The 18,314-nt window shown below is 66.3% G+C and carries 15 protein-coding genes; 4 read left to right on the top strand and 11 right to left on the bottom strand.

The window, feature by feature from the left end; all coding sequences use genetic code 11:
• Positions 1-7 precede the first annotated feature (7 nt).
• Complete coding sequence (locus HTS88_RS13335; RefSeq protein ID WP_174179141.1) at positions 8-1,120, bottom strand: MraY family glycosyltransferase; 1,113 nt, start codon at positions 1,118-1,120, stop codon at positions 8-10.
• A gap of 284 nt (positions 1,121-1,404) precedes the next feature.
• Between HTS88_RS13335 and HTS88_RS13330 the strand changes: the two genes are divergently transcribed.
• Positions 1,405-2,301: a glycosyltransferase gene (locus tag HTS88_RS13330; RefSeq protein ID WP_174179139.1), complete on the top strand. Its 897-nt coding sequence runs from the start codon at positions 1,405-1,407 to the stop codon at positions 2,299-2,301.
• 25 nt (positions 2,302-2,326) lie between these two features.
• On the opposite strand, the gene HTS88_RS13325 is transcribed toward HTS88_RS13330, so the two are convergent.
• From HTS88_RS13325 to argS, 10 genes are all read right to left on the bottom strand, one after another.
• On the bottom strand, positions 2,327-3,100 hold the full coding sequence (locus HTS88_RS13325; RefSeq protein ID WP_174179137.1) for a WecB/TagA/CpsF family glycosyltransferase: 774 nt from the start codon (positions 3,098-3,100) through the stop codon (positions 2,327-2,329).
• Entirely contained in the window at positions 3,100-3,981 is an 882-nt protein-coding gene (locus HTS88_RS13320) for an L-threonylcarbamoyladenylate synthase (protein ID WP_174179135.1), read from the bottom strand. Before HTS88_RS13320 ends, HTS88_RS13325 begins: the two co-directional genes overlap by 1 nt.
• A 12-nt stretch (positions 3,982-3,993) precedes the next feature.
• Positions 3,994-4,866: a peptide chain release factor N(5)-glutamine methyltransferase gene (prmC, locus tag HTS88_RS13315; RefSeq protein ID WP_174179133.1), complete on the bottom strand. Its 873-nt coding sequence runs from the start codon at positions 4,864-4,866 to the stop codon at positions 3,994-3,996.
• A gap of 21 nt (positions 4,867-4,887) precedes the next feature.
• Positions 4,888-5,961, bottom strand: coding sequence for a peptide chain release factor 1 (gene prfA / locus HTS88_RS13310; RefSeq protein WP_174179130.1), 1,074 nt, complete (start codon positions 5,959-5,961; stop codon positions 4,888-4,890).
• Between the two features lie 223 nt (positions 5,962-6,184).
• On the bottom strand, positions 6,185-8,362 hold the full coding sequence (gene rho, locus HTS88_RS13305) for a transcription termination factor Rho (protein ID WP_174179128.1): 2,178 nt from the start codon (positions 8,360-8,362) through the stop codon (positions 6,185-6,187).
• A 296-nt stretch (positions 8,363-8,658) separates the two neighbouring features.
• The gene (gene thrB, locus HTS88_RS13300) at positions 8,659-9,633 is read right to left on the bottom strand and encodes a homoserine kinase (protein WP_174179126.1); all 975 of its coding nucleotides are present in this window, start codon (positions 9,631-9,633) and stop codon (positions 8,659-8,661) included.
• A gap of 2 nt (positions 9,634-9,635) precedes the next feature.
• The gene (gene thrC, locus HTS88_RS13295; protein ID WP_174179124.1) at positions 9,636-10,742 is read right to left on the bottom strand and encodes a threonine synthase; all 1,107 of its coding nucleotides are present in this window, start codon (positions 10,740-10,742) and stop codon (positions 9,636-9,638) included.
• A complete protein-coding gene (locus HTS88_RS13290; RefSeq protein WP_174179122.1) occupies positions 10,743-12,071 on the bottom strand; it encodes a homoserine dehydrogenase in 1,329 nt (442 codons plus the stop codon).
• Positions 12,072-13,553, bottom strand: coding sequence for a diaminopimelate decarboxylase (lysA, locus tag HTS88_RS13285; protein ID WP_174179120.1), 1,482 nt, complete (start codon positions 13,551-13,553; stop codon positions 12,072-12,074).
• Between the two features lie 5 nt (positions 13,554-13,558).
• A complete protein-coding gene (argS, locus tag HTS88_RS13280) occupies positions 13,559-15,223 on the bottom strand; it encodes an arginine--tRNA ligase (protein WP_174179118.1) in 1,665 nt (554 codons plus the stop codon).
• A 180-nt stretch (positions 15,224-15,403) separates the two neighbouring features.
• On the opposite strand from argS, the gene HTS88_RS13275 reads away from it, so the two are divergent.
• Genes HTS88_RS13275 through HTS88_RS13265 form a run of 3 tightly spaced genes read left to right on the top strand, consistent with a single transcriptional unit; the run spans position 15,404 to position 18,294 of the window.
• Positions 15,404-15,877, top strand: coding sequence for an FMN-binding protein (locus HTS88_RS13275; protein WP_174179116.1), 474 nt, complete (start codon positions 15,404-15,406; stop codon positions 15,875-15,877).
• A 3-nt stretch (positions 15,878-15,880) separates the two neighbouring features.
• Positions 15,881-16,753: an FAD:protein FMN transferase gene (locus tag HTS88_RS13270; protein ID WP_174179114.1), complete on the top strand. Its 873-nt coding sequence runs from the start codon at positions 15,881-15,883 to the stop codon at positions 16,751-16,753.
• Positions 16,750-18,294 carry a ferredoxin--NADP reductase gene (locus HTS88_RS13265; protein ID WP_174179105.1) on the top strand — a complete coding sequence of 515 codons (1,545 nt, stop codon included), beginning with the start codon at positions 16,750-16,752 and terminating at the stop codon, positions 18,292-18,294. The genes HTS88_RS13270 and HTS88_RS13265 overlap by 4 nt, the downstream gene beginning before the upstream one ends.
• The last annotated feature ends 20 nt before the right edge of the window (positions 18,295-18,314 follow it).

The following is an 18,314-nucleotide window of genomic DNA, read 5'->3' as shown; positions in this document are numbered from 1 at the left end:
ACGGACGTTACGCCCGGGTCTCTTCCCCCCGGCGGGCCAGGTAGGGCCAGGCGGTGATGAGGCCCATGACCAGGGTGGCGAAGAGGTCGATGGACAGCACAATCTGCCACGGAAAGATGGCGAAGGCCAGTCCCCCGAAGGAGAGGATGGCGGTCCAGAGGTACATCAGGATAACTGCGGTGCGGTGCGAGTAGCCGATGTCCAGGAGCTTGTGGTGCAGGTGGCCGCGGTCGGCGGACCAGGGCGATCGGCCCCGGGCAGTCCGTCGCACCACCGCCAGGCCGAGGTCCAGCAGCGGAAGGAAGAGGACCGCGAACGGAAGCAGGATGGGAATCACCGTGGAGATGCCGTTGACCCTGTCGTAGAGCCCCGAGGTGATCTGTCCCGTGGACACCACGCCCGCCGAGGCCATCAGCAGCCCGATCAGCATGGCGCCGGAATCGCCCATGAAGATCTTGGACGGGAACCAGTTGTGCGGCAGGAAGCCCAGGCAGCTGCCCACCAGGACTGCCGTAATCAGGGTCGCGAGGTCTGAATAGTCCAGCAGGACAGCGTTGCGATGCACCCAGTAGGCAGTGAAGAAGAACGCCGTGCCGCCGATGATGGCCACTCCTGCGGCAAGGCCGTCCAGCCCGTCGATGAAGTTGAAGGCATTCATCGTGGTGACGATCAGTCCGGCAGTCAAAAGGACCCGGACGGTTTCATTTTCGAGGTAGATCGGCTCCGGAACCCAGGGGAGAATGGTCATCTGGACCCCCCAGACGGCCACGGTCAGGCCCGCAATGCTTTGGCCAATCAGCTTCACCCACCACCGGATGTCCAGCAGGTCATCGGCGACGCCCACCAGCACAATGACGGCTGCGCCTGCGAGGACGCCCCATGGCGAGAAGTTGTTCCGGTAGATGTCCTTCACGAAAAAGGACTGGCTGGCGACGATGAGGGCCACCATGACACCGAGGAAGATCGCCACGCCGCCCAGGCGGGACACGGGAATGGAATGCATATCGCGGCTTCGGATGGGCATGTGGAGTTCGAGCCGGTGGCCGACGACCCGTGCTCCCCATGTAGCCGCATAGGACACGACAGCAGCCGTCAGTCCCATCAGCAGGTACATGATCATGGGGCGGGTTCCGTTTCCGGGGAGACACTGCCGCCGGGCAACGGCAATGGCAGCTGGTCCTTGGCTATGGGGCTCACTGGCCGGGAATCTGTTCTTCGATAAATGAAACTTCTCCGTCGCCGAGCGCAGCAGGCAGTGCGTATTTCCTCATACGCGGTGCCTTACAGGGCTGTATTACAGTGGACTCTAGTCAAAGATACTAGCGCCAACAGCTTCATGGCTTCGCGCCACACTGGCGCATTGCGAGCGGGGAAATCCCTGTCAGCCATGCTGAAAGGACCCCCATGACCCCCCGCATAGCAGTTGCTGCCGTGACCTTCGACCGGCCGAAGGAACTGGCCGTCCTGCTGGATTCCATCAATGCCCAGACGGCCGCAGTGGACACCATCTGCCTGGTTGACAGCGGCAAAACCCCGGCCCGTGACACAGCCGATGAACATCCGAACGTTGATTACGTCCGCTCGGAGGCCAACCTCGGCGGCGCTGGCGGCTTCGCCCTGGCAGCGCTCAAGGCAGTGGCGAGCGGAGCCAAGTGGATCTGGATGATGGATGACGACGCCGAACCGGCGGATCCGGAATGCCTCGCCACGCTGCTGCGTGAGGCCGAGGCAAGGGACCTGGAGGCGGTGGTTCCGCTGGTGACCGCGCCTGGCCAGCCGGACCGGCTGTCCTTTTTCTTCCGCCTTGACGGCAAGGTGACGCACAGCCGCGCCGAGGTGGAGAAGCTTGGCTTCCTGCCCAACGACGGGCACTTCTTCAATGGCGCGCTGATCCGCTCCGACGTCTTCTTCAAAGTGGGACTGCCGGACATGCGGCTGTTCATCCGCGGCGACGAGGTGGACTTCACCATTCGGCTGCGCAAAGCGGGCATCAGGTTTGGCACCGTGACCACCACCGCCATCAGCCACCCGCATGCGTTCTCGGAAACCCAGCATGTGTTTGGCGCAGGCTGGCACGTCATCGTCCCGGAGTCAGCGTTTAAGCGGTACTACTATTACCGGAACCGCGGCTACCTGATCCGCCGGTACTTCCGCGTCCGGTCCTTTATTGCGGACGTAGGCGGGTATGCAGGCTATTTCGCGCAGCGGCGGGACTTTAAAGGTTTCCTGGGGTGGGCCAGGTCCTTCTCCACCGGCCTTCGCGGCAAGGGCTTTGCCCCGCTGGAAGACCAGAAGTTCTAGAAAGGGCTTGCGGTCCCGCCCCCGTTTACTTGCCGGGCCCGGGAAGGGCCCGCTTCACGCGGCGGCTCCCAAGGAGCCACAGCAGGACCCAGGGTTCTCCGAGCACGCGGTAGGCAACACGGCGGGGATGCAGCAGCAGCCGCCAGGCCCATTCCAGCCCCATCCGGCCCAGCCAGCGTGGGGCAAGCTTCTGGAAGCCGGCCAGCTGTTCGATGGCTCCCCCCACCGCGCAGTAGATAGCCGGCGGCATGTCGGCGAGGCGCCGCTGCAGCACTTCCTCCTGGAGGGGCATGCCCAGGCCCAGCAGGACGAGCTGCGGCTGCTGCGCGTGGAGCCATTCAACGGCCCGGTCTTCGAGATCCCCGTTCCAGCCCTCCCCGGGCAAGCCCGCCACCCGGGCAGCAGGGACAATCAACTCAAGTTGCCTGACGGCCGCGGCATTTGCCTCGGGGCCTGCGCCGATCACGGCAATCCGCTCAAGACCCTGCACCTCTCCCAAAGCCGGGAGCCAGTCCGTGGTACCCAGCCGGTAGTCCATGACGGGTCCTTGGGCTTTGCCGGTCCTCCCCCACAGCCAGAGCACGGGAGCGCCATCCAGCAAAACCACATCACTGCGCTGGTAGAGGTCCCGGAAGCCCTCATCCGAGAGGGTCAGGGTGACGCTGTGCAGGTTGTGCCCCAGCACCGTGCGGGTGGAGCCTTCCTCGACGAAGCGGCTGAGTTCAGCCATCAGGTCCGGCACGCGAAGCGGGGTCGCATCGACCTCCAGCACCGGGATCCGCTGGCGGTCAAGCGCCATCACGGTTCAGGGTTCCGAACCGGAGCCGGGACAGCTGTATGCTCCCCGGAAGGAGATTCCACAGCGGCAGTCTCATCAACCGGAGACCCGCCGGCAGGTGCGGCTTGGGCACGTGCAGCTTCGTCAGGTGCCGGTGCTGCTTCGGCATGTGCAGCTTCTGCCGGGGCCGCTTCGTCAGGTGCTGCTGCTTCTCCTGCCGGTTCCTCCTCGGCCATGGGGATCTCGCCCAGGCCAAGGACTCCGGGTACGTGTTCGCGAAGCTGGTCCAGGGTGACCGCACCGTTCCGGACCACGCGCAGGCGCGGACCCGTGGCGTCCACAATCGTGGACGGTACTGCGGCCTCGCCTTCCAGCGGCCGGAAGCCGCCTTCGAGGTAGACCTCCACGGAGTCGGCCAGCTGCTCGCGGGCCGCAGCAGCTGTCTGTCCGGGGGCATGGCCGGTGCGGTTGGCCGAGGATACGGCCAGGGGTCCGGTAAGGGTCAGCAGTTCCTGGGCAATCTCATCGTCCGGCATGCGGAGGGCCACAGTGCCCTTGGTCTCGCCAAGGTCCCAGTCCAGGGATGGCTGTGCGTGGAGGATGAGGGTGAGGCCTCCGGGCCAGAACGCTTCCGCCAGTTTGCGGGCGTCGGCCGGGACGTCCGTGGCGAGGCCGTCCAGGGCGTTGATCCGCGGGATCAGCACGGGCGGCGGCATGGCCCGGCTGCGGCCCTTGGACACCAGCAGCATGGTCACGGCCTGGGGCGAGAAGGCGTCGGCTGCAATCCCGTAGACCGTGTCCGTGGGAAAGACGACGCACTTCTTTTCGCTGATGGCCCGCTGGGCGTGCTCAAGTCCCTTGGCACGCTCGTCATCGCTGGTGCAGTTGTAGGTAGTGGTCACTCGCCTATCCTTTCATTCGCTGTGGTCCGGATCCGCGAGCACGGCGCTGGTGGCGCGCTCCTTGCCGTTCAGGTCCAGATGCGTCCTGATCCCGGTCCAGTTTCCTGTACCGGCCAAATGGTCCGAAATCCAACCCGCCTGGACTTCTGCGTGCTCCATCACAAAGTAGCCCCCCGGCCGCAGGAGGCGGGCAGCGGAGGCAGCGGCCGCCGTCGGAAGTTCCATGCCGTCCGCTCCCCCGCCGTACAGCGCCTCCGGCGGGTCATGAAGGGCGACTTCCGGCTCGGTGGGGACGGCTTCGGCGGGAATGTACGGCGGATTGGACACCACGACGTCGAAAGTCCCGTTGAGCTCAGGCAGCGCGTCCCGCAGGTCCCCGAGCACAAGCCGGACACCCAGCGGGGCCAGGTTTTTTGCTGCCCAGGCGTGGGCGAAGGGGCTGAACTCGACGGCGTGCACCTCCGCACCAGGGACCTCGTGGGCGATGGAGCCTGCGATGGCACCCGAGCCCGTCCCGAGGTCGACGATCCGCGGGCGGGCCATCCCGCGGACGTGGTCGATGACCAGCTGCGCCACCGATTCGGTCTCAGGGCGGGGTACGAAGACGCCGGGGCCAACGGCCAGCTCGAGGTAGCGGAAATGCGCCACTCCGGTGATGTGCTGCAACGGTATGCGGCTGGCGCGCTCCGCCACCAGCGCCTCGTAACCCTCCGGCGCGGGCGCATCCCCCAGCATCATGGCACGCAGGCGGCCGAGCCCCACGTTCAGCAGGTGGTCGGCCAACAGCTCGGCGTCCACCCGCGGACTGGGGACGCCGGCGTCGCGGAGGATATCCGTTGCCGCGCTGACAGCATCCGCGAGCGACTGGCCTGGCTCGAGTGTCATGTCTGGAAGGTACCGAAGGGACTAGTCGCCGATGGCGTCCAGGCGTGCCTGTTCGTCCATCTCGATGGCGGACTGGATGACCGGCTCCAGGTCGCCGTTCATGACCTGGTCCAGGTTGTATGCCTTGTACCCGGTACGGTGGTCCGCGATGCGGTTTTCCGGGTAGTTGTAGGTGCGGATGCGCTCCGAACGGTCCATGGTGCGGATCTGGGATTTCCGCTGTGCCGAGTTTTCGGCGTCGATCTGCTCCTGCTGGTGCGCCAGGATGCGTGCCCGGAGCACACGCATACCCGCTTCACGGTTCTGCAGCTGGGATTTTTCGTTCTGCATGGCCACCACGATGCCCGTGGGAAGGTGGGTGATGCGCACGGCGGAATCAGTGGTGTTCACGGACTGGCCGCCGGGGCCGGAGGACCGGTAGACGTCGATCTTGAGGTCGTTCTGGTTGATCTCAAGCTCTTCGGGCTCATCCACTTCGGGCAGGACCAGGACGCCGGCAGCCGAGGTGTGGATGCGGCCCTGGGATTCGGTGACGGGAACGCGCTGCACCCGGTGCACGCCGCCCTCGAACTTGAGGCGGGCATACACGCCCTCGGCAGGATCGTTCGAGCTGCCCTTGACGGCAACCTGGACGTCCTTGTAGCCGCCAAGGTCGGATTCCGTGGCGGAGATGATCTCGGTCTTCCAGCCGCGGGACTCCGCGTAGCGCGTGTACATGCGCAGCAGGTCGCCGGCGAACAGTGCGGCTTCGTCGCCGCCTTCGCCGCCCTTGACCTCAAGGATCACGTTGCGGGCGTCGTCGGGATCGCGCGGGATGAGGAGGCGGCGCAGTTTCGCGGCAGCCACCTCAAGGGCAGCTTCCAGCTCAGGCACCTCAGCGGCAAACTCGGGGTCTTCGGACGCCATCTCCTTGGCAGCAGCAAGGTCATCCCGGAGGCCTTCCCACTTGTGGTAGGCCTCAACAATGCCATTGAGCTGAGCCGAACGGCGCCCCAGTTTCCGGGCAAGCCGCTGGTCGGCATAGACAGCAGGATCCCCCAGCTGCGCCTGGATAGCATCATGCTCATCAAGCAGGCCCTGTACGGACTCAAACATTTAAAACCTCTTTCGACTCTTACAAGTCTAGTAACAAACAGACACGGGCCACGGCTGGCGACCTAACGACGAAGCCGCGCGGGTTTTCCGCCCCGGGAGTGGCATCGGGCCTGCCGAAGCGTGGTGGCCAAGTCCGTCAGGACATGGCCACCATGCGAAGGGGCGGGGGCGGAAAACCTGCGTGGCGAACCACGCGAGTCAACCGCACCCGCCCCTGGTACAGCTATTTGTCGTTATCCGACTTCGCACCAAGCGTCGTCTTCTGGACCTGCATGAGGAACTCAACGTTGCTCTGGGTTTCCCGGATCTTGTTGGTCAGCAGCTCAAGGCTCTGCTGGGTCTCGAGTCCGGAAAGGACGCGGCGCAGCTTCCACATGATCTTGACTTCCTCGGGCGAGAGCAGGTTCTCCTCGCGGCGGGTGCCGGACGCGTTGACGTCCACGGCCGGGAAGATGCGCTTGTCAGCCAGCTGGCGGGACAGGCGGAGCTCCATGTTGCCGGTGCCCTTGAACTCCTCGAAGATGACCTCGTCCATCTTGGAACCGGTCTCCACGAGCGCGGTGGCCAGGATGGTGAGCGAGCCGCCGTTTTCGATGTTGCGGGCTGCACCGAAGAAGCGCTTGGGCGGGTACAGCGCCGCGGAATCCACACCACCGGACAGGATGCGGCCGGAGGCCGGTGCTGCCAGGTTGTAGGCGCGGCCCAGGCGGGTCATGGAGTCCAGGAGGACCACCACGTCCATGCCCATCTCCACGAGGCGCTTGGCGCGTTCGATGGAAAGTTCGGCCACGGTGGTGTGGTCGTCAGCGGGACGGTCGAAGGTGGAGGCAATGACCTCGCCCTTGACGGTGCGCTGCATGTCCGTGACTTCTTCGGGACGTTCGTCAACCAGCACCATCATGAGGTGGACCTCAGGGTTGTTGGTGGTGATCGCGTTGGCGATGGACTGCAGGATGAGCGTCTTGCCGGCTTTCGGGGGCGAGACGATCAGGCCGCGCTGGCCCTTGCCGATGGGGGCAACCAGGTCGATGACACGGGGACCGATCTTTTTGGGATCGGTTTCCAGCCGCAGGCGCTCTGACGGGTAGAGCGGAACCAGCTTGGCGAATTCGACGCGGTCCTTGAGCTCTTCGGCGGTCTTGCCGTTCACCGAGGTGACGCGGACCAGCGCGTTGAACTTCTGGCGGGCGGACTGCTGGCTGCGGTCCTCGCCTTCGCGGGGTGCGCGGATTGCACCGACGACGGCGTCGCCCTTGCGCAGGTTGTACTTCTTGACCTGTGCCAGGGAGACGTAAACGTCGTTGGGGCCCGGCAGGTAGCCGGAGGTGCGGATGAACGCGTAGTTTTCCAGGACGTCGAGGATGCCCGCCACGGGCAGCAGGACGTCGTCCTCGGTAACCTCGACGTCGTCGACGTCGGGTCCCTGGGAACGGCCGCGGCGGCGGTCGTTGCGGTCACGGAAGCGGTCGTTGCGGGAGGTGTTGTCCCGGTCCTGGCCGCCGGAGCGGTCATTGCGGTCGTTCCGGTCCCGGCGGTTGCGCCGGTTGCGGCGGCTTCCGCCGTCTGAATCATCGCTGTCGCGGGTGTTGTCGCGGTTGTCGTCCCGGCGGGCACCTTCGCGCTGGCCTGCCTCGCGGCTGCCGGCGTTGTCGCGGCCGCCTTCGGTATTCTCGCGGGCAGCGTTGTCGCGTCCGGCGTTGTCACGGCCGCGGGTGCGGCCGCCTTCGCGGCGGTCGGCGCGCTGGCCTGAGTCGCCGGCCTCCGCGGGAGCTTCGGTGCGCTGGTCCGGGGTGCGCTGTTCTGAGGTCCGCTGTTCGACAACGGCCTGTTCAGCGGGTGCTTCGGCGGCCTCGGCAGCCTGCGGCGCAGCGGCGGCTTCGCCGCGGCGGCGGTTGCGGGTGCGCGGCTGGCGGCGTTCGCCAGCGCTTTCGGGCGCTTCGGTGGCCTCGGCGGCAGGTGCCTCAACCGGAGCGGCGGTGCTGGTGTCGGCGGTGGCAGGCTCGGTGGTTGCCGGTGCCACAACCCCGTCGCTGACGGCGCGACGGCTGCGTCCGCGGCCACGTGCCCGGGTTCCTTCCGCGGGAGCTTCCGTTGCTTCAGCGGCGGCCGGGGAGGTCACTGCGGTGGCAACTGCCGGCGCCGCCGTGGTGTCTACGGACTTTTCGGTTGCCCTGGCGGGAGCCTTGGTCACGGGGGTACCGGCGCGGTGGGCGGAGATGGCCGAAACCAGGTCCCCCTTGCGCATCCGGGAACCGCCTGAAATGCCGAGCTGGCTGGCAAGTGCCTGCAGCTGGGCGAGCTTGAGGCCGGCAAGGCCGCTGCTCTTGGCGGGAGCTGCCGGTGATTCGGCAGCAGAAGATGATAGTTCCACAGCTGGCGACAGCTCAGTGGTTTCGGTCACGAAGGATCCTTCCCCCTCGACGGCGTCCAGACTGGGAGCTGGACGCGATGATTTGATCTGGGCTGCAGTTCAGATCTGCAGCCGGATTGTTCGGCCTTGCCGGTTGGATTTCGGCCAGCAGGGCCGGATACTGATTCACCTTGCGCTCCACCCATGGCGGGACGCCGGACTGACGCTTCAGGGGCAGTTTGAATGCTGCAGATTCCTGCGACAGACCTAGCAGGCGGCACCGGAATGGATTGCGCAGTAAGAGACCAGGCGGCAACTAAGTGCAATAGCAGATCAGATAGGCGGAATTACCGCCGGTGCAACTCCACCTTAGCACCTTCGACGTCCACTGCCAGCTTCAGTACGCGCCAGGCAATATCCGGCGTGTTGGCTGCCGTGAACTGCCCGATGAAAGCCACGGCAGCGGCGGCTTCGGCCTCTCCGTTGGCAAGGACCAGCACCGTGGGCCCGGCCCCGGAGACGACGGCGGCGTGGCCTGCGGTGCGCAGTGCACTGATGAGGGCTGCGCTGGGCCGCATTGCCTCGGCACGGTAGCTCTGGTGCAGGTAGTCCTCGGTGCCGGCCAGCAGGAATTCCGGCTTGTGCGTCAGCGCGTGGATCAGCAGGGCTGCGCGTCCGGCGTTCATGGCAGCGGCGTGGTGGCCCACTGATGCGGGCAGCAGGGCACGCGCTGCTTCCGTGGACAGTTCGTAATCCGGAACCGCCACAACCGGGATCACCGAATCCGCCACCGTGGCGCTGGTGCTGCTGTACTGGTCACTGTCCTGCCAGGACAGCGCCAGTCCGCCGAAAATGGCGGGAGCGACGTTGTCAGGGTGGCCTTCGATTTCACTGGTCAGCTGCAGGATCCAGTCCCGGCCCCGGCGGTCCGCCTCGGGAACCATGGCGTTGGCCGCCGAGACCGCGGCCACCACCGCGGAGGCGGAGGATCCCAGGCCGCGCCCGTGGGGGTTGACGTTGTCAGCGGTCACCTTCAGGCCGCCATGGCGGAAGCCCAGCCGTTCGAACGCCGCCTCCATGGCCCTGATCACCAGGTGGCTCGCGTCCCGGGGCAGGGTTTCCGAACCCTCGCCGCGAAGCTCGAAGAGGAGTTCGTCCGTTTCCAGGCTCTCCACCGTCAGGGTGTCGTGCAGGGCCAGGGCCAGGCCCAGGCTGTCATAGCCCGGGCCCAGGTTGGCCGTGGTTGCCGGCACCCGAACGGTGACGATCTGGCCGGCCTCGATGGGTTGCAGTCCGACGGCGGCCGGCGAGGTGGTTTCCAAGGCTATTTTTCTTCCAGTCCCAGTTCAGCGGCAACGGTGACCACGTCGTTGGGTACCTTGACCGGCTGCACGTCGCTGCCGTCCTCGGTGCGCAGGGCCCACTGGGGGTCCTTGAGCCCGTGGCCCGTGACGGTGATGACGATGGTTTTGCCGGAAGGGACTTCCCCGGCGGCGTGCTTCTTCAGGAGCCCTGCCACGCCCGCGGCCGATCCCGGCTCGACGAAGACGCCTTCGCGGGCGGACAGCCAGCGGTGCGCGCTGAGGATTTCCTCATCGGTGACGGAGTCGATCAGTCCGCCGGATTCGTCGCGGGCGCCGATGGCACCGTCCCAGGAGGCGGGGTTGCCAATCCGGATGGCCGTGGCGATGGTGTCGGGCTCGGTGATGGGGTGGCCGGCGACGAAGGGCGCCGCACCTGCCGCCTGGAAGCCCCACATCGCGGGCGTCCTGGTGGAGACGGCGGGAAGGGTGCCCGCGGTTTCGGACTCGAACGGAGCGGAGTACTCCTTGTAGCCCTTCCAGTACGCGGTGATGTTTCCGGCGTTGCCCACCGGCAGGACGTGGATGTCCGGGGCGTCGCCCAGCGCGTCGACGATTTCGAAGGCACCGGTCTTCTGTCCCTGGATGCGCGCAGGGTTCACCGAGTTCACCAGGAACACCGGGTAGGACTCCCCCAGCTTCCGGGCGATGTCCAGGCAGTTGTCAAAGTTGCCGTCCACCTGGAGGAGCGTGGCGCCGTGGGCGATCGCCTGGCTGAGCTTGCCCATGGAGATCTTGCCTTCGGGCACCAGGACCGCGCACGTGAGGCCGGCGGCGGTGGCATAGGCAGCTGCGGAGGCGGAGGTGTTTCCCGTGGAGGCGCAGACTACCGCTTGCGCGCCGGAGGCCACGGCGGCTGTCATGGCCATGGTCATGCCGCGGTCCTTGAAGGACCCGGTGGGGTTCATGCCCTCCACCTTGAGGTACACCTCGGAGCCGGTGAGCTCAGAGAGCTTCCGGGCATGCACCAGCGGGGTCCCGCCTTCGCCCAGGGTGATCACCCTGGTGGATTCCGTCACGGGCAGACGGTCAGCGTATTCGCGGATGACCCCGCGCCATTGGTGAGCCACTTAGACTCCTTCTACCCGCAGAACGGATGTAACTGAATTGATGACGTCCAGGCCTTTCACGGCCTCGACGGTGGCCGCAAGGGCAGCCTCTGACGCACGGTGGGTGACGATCCGCAACTCGGCGGATTCCACGTTGGACTCCGCGTCGCGGTGGATGGTCTGCCGCATGATCTCGATGGACACGCCGTGCTCGGCGAAGAGCTGGGCAATCCTGGCCAGGACGCCGGGCTGGTCGGCGACGTCCAGGCCGATGTAGTAGCTGGTGACGGCCGCGTCGATCGGCAGGGCCGAAACCTGGCCGGTGGTGGTTTCCGTGCGGCCGGGGCCGCCGAGGACCAGGCTGCGCGCGGCCGAGACAAGGTCGCCCAGGACAGCGGACGCCGTGGGTGTACCGCCGGCTCCCTGCCCGTAGAACATCAGTTCGCCGGCGTTCTCGGCTTCGATGAACACCGCGTTGAAGGCGCCGTGGACGGCGGCCAGCGGGTGTTCACGGGGAAGCAGCGTGGGGTGCACGCGCACGGAGACGCCCTCGCCGCCGTCCGCGTCCGTGCCTGCGGCGGGAAGCTTTTCCGCGATGGCCAGCAGCTTGATGACAAAGCCGGCGTCCTTGGCCGCGGCAATATCCGCCGCGGTGACCGAGGTGATTCCTTCGCAGTGGACGTTTTCCAGGGCAAACCGGGTGTGGAAGGACAGCGAGGCAAGGATGGCGGCCTTCGCGGCGGCATCGTGGCCTTCGACGTCGGCAGTGGGGTCCGCTTCTGCGTAGCCAAGGCGCTGCGCTTCGGCGAGGGCATCGGCGAACTGGGCTCCGGTGGTGTCCATCTGGTCAAGGATGAAATTGGTGGTGCCGTTGACGATGCCCAGGACGCGCGTGATGCGGTCGCCGGCGAGGCTGTCGCGGATGGGCCGCAGGATGGGGATGGCACCGGCGACGGCGGCCTCATAGGAGAGCTGGACGCCCGCCTTGTCAGCTTCCTCGTGCAGGGTGGGGCCGTCCTGCGCCACGAGCGCCTTGTTCCCCGTGACAACGCAGGCACCGTTGCGGAGGGCCGAAAGGATCAGCGTACGGGCAGGCTCGATGCCGCCCATCAGCTCGATCACCAGGTCCGCGTCCTTCACCAGGGTGTCGGCGTCGGTGGTGAAGAGGTCCTGCGGGAGGTCCACGTCGCGTTTGGCGTGGACGTCCCGCACGGCGATGCCGCTCAACTGCAGCTTCGCGCCCGCGCGGGCGGCAAGGGTGTCGGCGTCCTCGATGAGAATCCGCGCAACCTGGGCCCCAACGTTGCCACAGCCCAGCAGGGCCACTTTCAGGGTTCGCAATTCGGTCATTCAGACTCCCATGTCGCGGTTCAGCAGATCTTCTTCGGTTTCCCCGCGGACAATAAGCCGGGCAGATCCGTCGCGCACCGCGACAACGCCCGGCCGGGCCAGATAGTTGTAGTTACTCGACAGGGCCCAGCAGTAGGCGCCGGTACCCGGTACAGCAAGCAGATCACCGGCTGCCACGTCCTCGGGCAGATATACATCTCTAACAACTATGTCGCCGCTCTCGCAATGTTTGCCCACCACGCGGGACAGCTGCGGGCCGGCGTCGGAGGTGCGGGACGCCAGGATTGCCGAGTAATCCGCGTCGTACAGCACCGGGCGGGCGTTGTCGCTCATGCCGCCGTCCACTGAAACATAGCGGCGCGGATGCGTAACGTTGTTGTCTGCGTCACCATTGTTCGACGCAGTCGCATCCACGCGCACTGTCTTGAGGGTTCCCACTTCATACAGGGTGAAGGTGGTGCTGCCCACAATGGCGCGGCCGGGTTCGATGGAGATGCGGGGAGAGTCGATCCCCAGTTCAGCGCAGGTGGAACGCACGACGGCGGCCATCGCCTCCGCAATTTCCGCTGCGGGGCGGGGGGTGTCCACCGGCGTGTAGGCAATGCCGTATCCGCCGCCAAGATCCAGTTCGGGCAGGACGATGGAGTACTTTTCCTGCATGGCGGCAAGGAAACGGAGGAGCTTCTGGGCGGCCAGGGCAAAACCGTCCGGCTCGAAGATCTGGGAACCGATGTGGCAGTGCAGCCCCAGCAGGTCGATGCCCGGATGCGCCGACGCAGCCGCGACGGCTTCCTCGGCAGCCGACAGGCCGGCGTGTTCGGTGGTGTCCGCAGCCATGGAAAGGCCGAACTTCTGGTCCTCATGGGCAGTGGCGATGAACTCGTGGGTGTGGGCGTGCACGCCGGGTGTCAGCCGCAGCATGACTTTTGCCTTTTCCCCCCGGCGTTCGGCGATGTCGCCCACCCTGACCAGCTCGCCGAGGCTGTCCACTACAATCCTGCCGAGCTTCATGTCCAGCGCACGGTGGATCTCAAGGTCGGACTTGTTGTTGCCGTGCAGGGCAACGTCTGCTCCGGGAATACCGGCCTTTGCCGCGACCGCGAGCTCACCGCCGGAGGCGGTGTCCAGCCGCAGGCCCTCTTCTTCGACCCAGCGCACCACGGCGGTGCACAGGAACGATTTCCCGGCGTAGTAGACGTCCACTCCCCCGCAGATGTCGGCAAACGCGTTGTTGAAGGCGTCACTGAAGGCGCGTGCCCTGGCGCGGAAATCGTTCTCGCTCATGACGTACAGCGGGGTCCCGTACTGCCGCTGAAGCTCGCTGACCGGAATTCCGCCCACGGTGAGTTCGCCGGCATCGTTCCGGGCTGCGTCCTGTGCCCACATCTTGGGCTCCAGGGCATTGAGGTCGGCGGGGACCGATAGCCAATCGGGTGCCAGCGGGGAACCCTGGCGCCGGGAATCTTCGCTCTGCGGTGACATGTGGCTCACATCCGTTCCGGGGCGGAGACGCCCAGCAGATCGAGGCCGTTGGCCAGGACCTGGCTGGTGGCGTCGTTGAGCCACAGTCGGGTGCGGTTGACGTCGGTCACCGCTTCGTCGCCCATCGGCGCAATTCGGCAGGCGTCGTACCAGCGGTGGTAGGCCCCGGCAATCACTTCGAGGTGCCGGGCCACCCGGTGCGGCTCGCGCAGCTCGGCGGCCTTGGCCACGATCGAGGGGTAGCTGCCCAGGTACGAGAGCAGTTCGTTTTCCGTAGCGTGGTCCAGCAGGGAGGCGTCAAAGGAGTCCTGGCCATCCACCTGGCGTTCCACACCGGCCGCCACGGCGTTGCGGGCGGCGCCGCGGGAGCGGGCATGGGCGTACTGGACGTAGAACACCGGGTTTTCGTTGCTGTGCTTCTTCAGCAGCTCCGGGTCGAGGGTCAACGGCGAATCCGCAGGGAACCGGGCCAGGGAGTAGCGGACAGCGTCCTTCCCGAGCCAGTCAATCAGGTCCTTAAGCTCGATGATGTTCCCGGCACGCTTGGACAATTTGGCTCCGTTGACGGACACGAGCTGTCCGATCAGCACCTCGATGTGGAGTTCGGGATCGTCGCCGGCGCAGGCCGCAATGGCCTTGAGCCGGTTGATGTAACCGTGGTGGTCCGCGCCCAGCAGGTAGATCTTCTCGGTGAAGCCCCTGTCCTTCTTGGACAGGTAGTAGGCGGCGTCCGCGGCGAAATAGGTGGGTTCGCCGTTGGCGCGGATCATCACCCGGTCCTTGTCGTCGCCAAAGTCCGTGGTCCGCAGCCAGACCGCACCGCCGTCGTCGAACACGTGGCCCTGCTCGCGCAGCCGCGCCACGGCACTTTCGATTGCGCCGGCGTCGTGCAGTTCCTGCTCGGAGAAGAAGACGTCGAACTCCACGCCGAAGTCCGCAAGGGTGGACTTGATGTCCTTCATCTGCGCCTTGTAGGCAGCGGCGCGGATGACGGGAAGGGCAGCAATCTCCGTGAGCTCGCGGATGTCCGGGTGCTCGGTGAGCACCTCGTGGCCAAGGTCGGCGATGTACTGTCCGGGGTAGCCGCCGTCGGGCACGGGAAGACCGTGGAGCCGGTTGTAGACGGAGTGGGCAAAGACGTTCATCTGCGTGCCGGCGTCGTTAATGTAGTACTCAGCGGTGACGTCGGCGCCGGAGGCGCGCAGGACGCGGGCGATCGAATCGCCCAGGGCCGCCCAGCGGGTGTGCCCGATGTGCAGGGGCCCGGTGGGATTGGCAGAGACGAACTCCATGTTCACGGTGTGGCCGGCGAGCGCCGTGTTGGTGCCGTACTGCTTTCCGGCTTCGACAATCGCCTTGGCGAGCGCACCGGCGGCAGCGGCGTCCACCGTGATGTTCAGGAACCCCGGCCCGGCGATGTCCACGGCGGACACGCCGTCGATGGACTTCAGCCGTGCACTGAGGATCGTGGCGAATTCCCGTGGGTTGGTGCCCGCCTGTTTGGCCAGCTGAAGGGCGATATTGGTGGCCCAGTCTCCGTGGTCCCTGTTCTTTGGACGCTCCACGCGCACCTCATCAGGCACAGCTGATGCAGGAAGGGCGATGTCACCGGCGGCGACGGCTTCCTTCAGGCAGGCGGATATGGCGAGGGAGAGTTCTTCGGGAGTCACCCCTCTAGCCTACCGGGGGCCCAGTAACAGCAAGTAATTCGGGGCGTTTCTGATGCCACGGTGTTTACAGAAAACGGTGAATGCGGTCACAGGTTGAACCAATACGCTGGGTTCTGCGTTGACAACACCGTAACCACCCAGCAGTTCCCGCCCCGATCCACCGACGAAACGAGAGCCCTGATGAGACCCTCCGTCCGTAAAAGTGTTTATGCCGGAATCGCCGGCCTGTCCCTGGCAGGAACGGTGGCCGCCTGCGCCCCGTCTGCCGGAGACTCCTCCCCGGCTCCCGCAGCCTCCGGCAGCAGCGCCACCGGAAGCACGTCCTCATCCGGCGCATCAACGCCGGCCGCTGGCGGATCCAGCTACAAGGACGGCACTTACAGCGCGGATGGAACGTACGTCTCCCCGAACGGCACCGAAACTGTGGGCGTGGAGCTGACCCTGGCGTCCGGGACCGTCACGGACGTGCAGATCACCCAGCACCCGTCAAACCCGAACACCCGCAAGTTCCAGGGCGAGTTCGCCGGCGGGATCGCCGGGCAGGTGGTGGGCAGGAACATAGATGAGCTCAACGTTTCCAAGGTTGCCGGTTCGTCCCTCACCAGCGGCGGCTTCAACCAGGCAGTGGAGCAGATCAAGTCGGAGGCCAGGTAGGACGTGCCGGGCGGCGGCTGGGAGGACTTTGCGTTTGAGGGCATTGGCACGCACTGGGAGATATCCTCGCCGCTGCCCCTTGATCCCCTCCTGCGGGCCCGCCTGCTCGGCCTGGTGGAGCGGTTCGACGCCGACTGGTCCCGGTTCCGGGTGGACTCCCGCGTCAGTGCCATGGCCAGGGAACCCGGACGGCATGACTTTCCCGCGGAGGCCGTCGCGTTGGGGCAGCTGTACCGGGCTCTGTATGAGGCCACCGGCGGGGCCATGACGCCGCTCATCGGCCCAAGCCTGGAGCGCCTGGGGTACGGCGCCGGCTACTCCCTTCGCCCCTCCGGCTCCGCGCTGCCGGCGCCGGCCTGGGACGATGTGCTGGAGTGGGCCGGCAGCACCCTCACCACCGCGGCTCCCGTTGTGCTGGACATCGGCGCTGCCGGCAAGGGGCTGCTGGTGGACCTGGTGGCTGCCGAACTGGAGGCGGATGGCGTGGACACGTTCATCGTTGATGCCAGCGGGGACCTGCTGGTGAAGGGCCCGGATGCCGTTCCGGTGGCGCTGGAACATCCGTACAACCCAACCCAGGCCATAGGGGTGGTGCAGCTGGCGGGCCGGGCGCTGTGCGCGTCTGCGGCCAACCGGCGCGCCTGGGGTGACGGCCTGCACCACATCCTGGACGGAAAAACCGGCCGGCCTGTCAGGACTGCCGTGGCGACGTGGGCGCTGGCCGACACCGCGATGCTGGCTGATGCCCTGGCAACGGCACTCTTCTTTGTCCCCGGCGCCGGGCTCCAGGAGGCCTTCGACTTCTCCTGGCTGACTGTCTTCTCGGATGGAAGTGCTGCCCACTCCGCAGAGTTTGAAGGGACACTGTTCACATGAGCCCCATTGAAACGCCGAAGGCGCCGCCGGGCGCTTCCCTGGGCGCGCGGCTGGACACCGCGCTGGGCCGGTTCACCATGTACCGGCTGGTCCTCCTTGTCCTTGCAGTCCTGGCTGTGTACAGCCTTGTGCTTGATGCCCTTGGGTGGCTGACGTTCGGTATTCCCGAAATGCTGGCGCACCTGGTGCTGTGCCTTGGCCTGACGTACGCGTCGAACAGGGCGCTGGCGCCGCTGTTCCGGGTCCGGCCGCACTCCGAGTCCTCGCTGATCACCGGCCTGCTGCTGTACTTCCTGTTCTGGCCCTCGTTCGCCCCGCTGGACGTGGCAGGCGTGGCTTTGGCCTGCGTGCTCGCGTCGGCATCAAAGTACGCGCTCGCCTGGCGCGGCCGGCACATCTTCAACGCCGCCGCGGCGGGAGCCTTCGTGGCCGGGCTCACCGGGCTCAACATCGCAACCTGGTGGGCAGCCACCCCTGCCATGCTGTGGGCGCTGGTGCCCGGTGTCCTCCTGGTCCTGTACAGGACCAGGAAGTTCCTGATGGCCTCCGTGTTCCTTGTGGTGGCCACCGCCATCATCACCTCGGAGCTGCTGCAGGCCGGCATGTCCGCCGGCATGGCATTGTGGCAATCCCTTGCCCAGCGGCCGCTGCTGTTCTTTGTTGGCTTCATGCTCACCGAACCTCTCACGCTGCCGCCCAGGAGGTGGCAACAGCTGGCGCTGGCTGCTGTGGTCGGCGTGGTGTTCGCGGTCCCCTACAACTTCGGATTCATCGCCAATTCTCCCGAGGCAGCGCTGCTGCTGGGCAATGCGATCGCGTTCCTGATGGGGCAGCGGGGCAGGGTGACGCTCCGTTTTACCGGAACCAGGCCTTTGACGCCGAGCACCACCGAGTTCAGTTTCGAGCCGTCCCGGCCTGTCCGTTTTGTGCCGGGACAATACATGGAGCTGGACCTTCCGCACGCAAAATCGGACGGGAAAGGACGACGCCGGGTGTTCAGCCTGACGGGTTCGCCCAGTGAATGCCTGGTCAAGTTCGGGGTGCGGACCGCGGAGCCCCTGTCCGCAGCCAAAAAGGTCCTCCTGTCGCTGAACCCGGGAGACGAGGTGACGGCCACGTCGGTCGGAGGGGACTTTGTCCTCCCCCGCGATCCGCGCAAGCCTGTCCTGCTGATTGCGGCCGGGATCGGCGTCACGCCCTACCTCTCGCACGTGTCCTCCGGAGGGTTGCGGGAGCGGGATGCAGTGCTGCTTTTGCTGGCCAGGAGCGCAGACGAGGTTGCCTATGCGGATGAGTTGCGGGCTGCCGGCATCCGCGTCCTGGTCCGCGTGGCGGACGGTTCCGCGCCGCCTTCGGGATTGGCCAGCGCTTCCTGGGATGGCACGCGGGTGGACGGCGAGGCCATCCGTGCCCTGGTCCCCGACGTGGCCGGCCGGGAGGTGTACGTCTCGGGTTCCCCTGCGAGCGTCGCGTCACTGCGGCGGGCCGCCAAACGGGCCGGGGCGGCAAAAGTCCACGTTGACTCGTTCTCCGGCTACTGACTTCTTACCGTTCGGAGGTT

This window comes from Pseudarthrobacter oxydans, from assembly GCF_013314975.1.
Taxonomy (GTDB): Bacteria; Actinomycetota; Actinomycetes; order Actinomycetales; family Micrococcaceae; genus Arthrobacter; species Arthrobacter oxydans.
The sequence above is the reverse complement of the archived record's forward strand: the minus strand, read 5'-3'. Positions and strand labels throughout refer to the sequence as shown.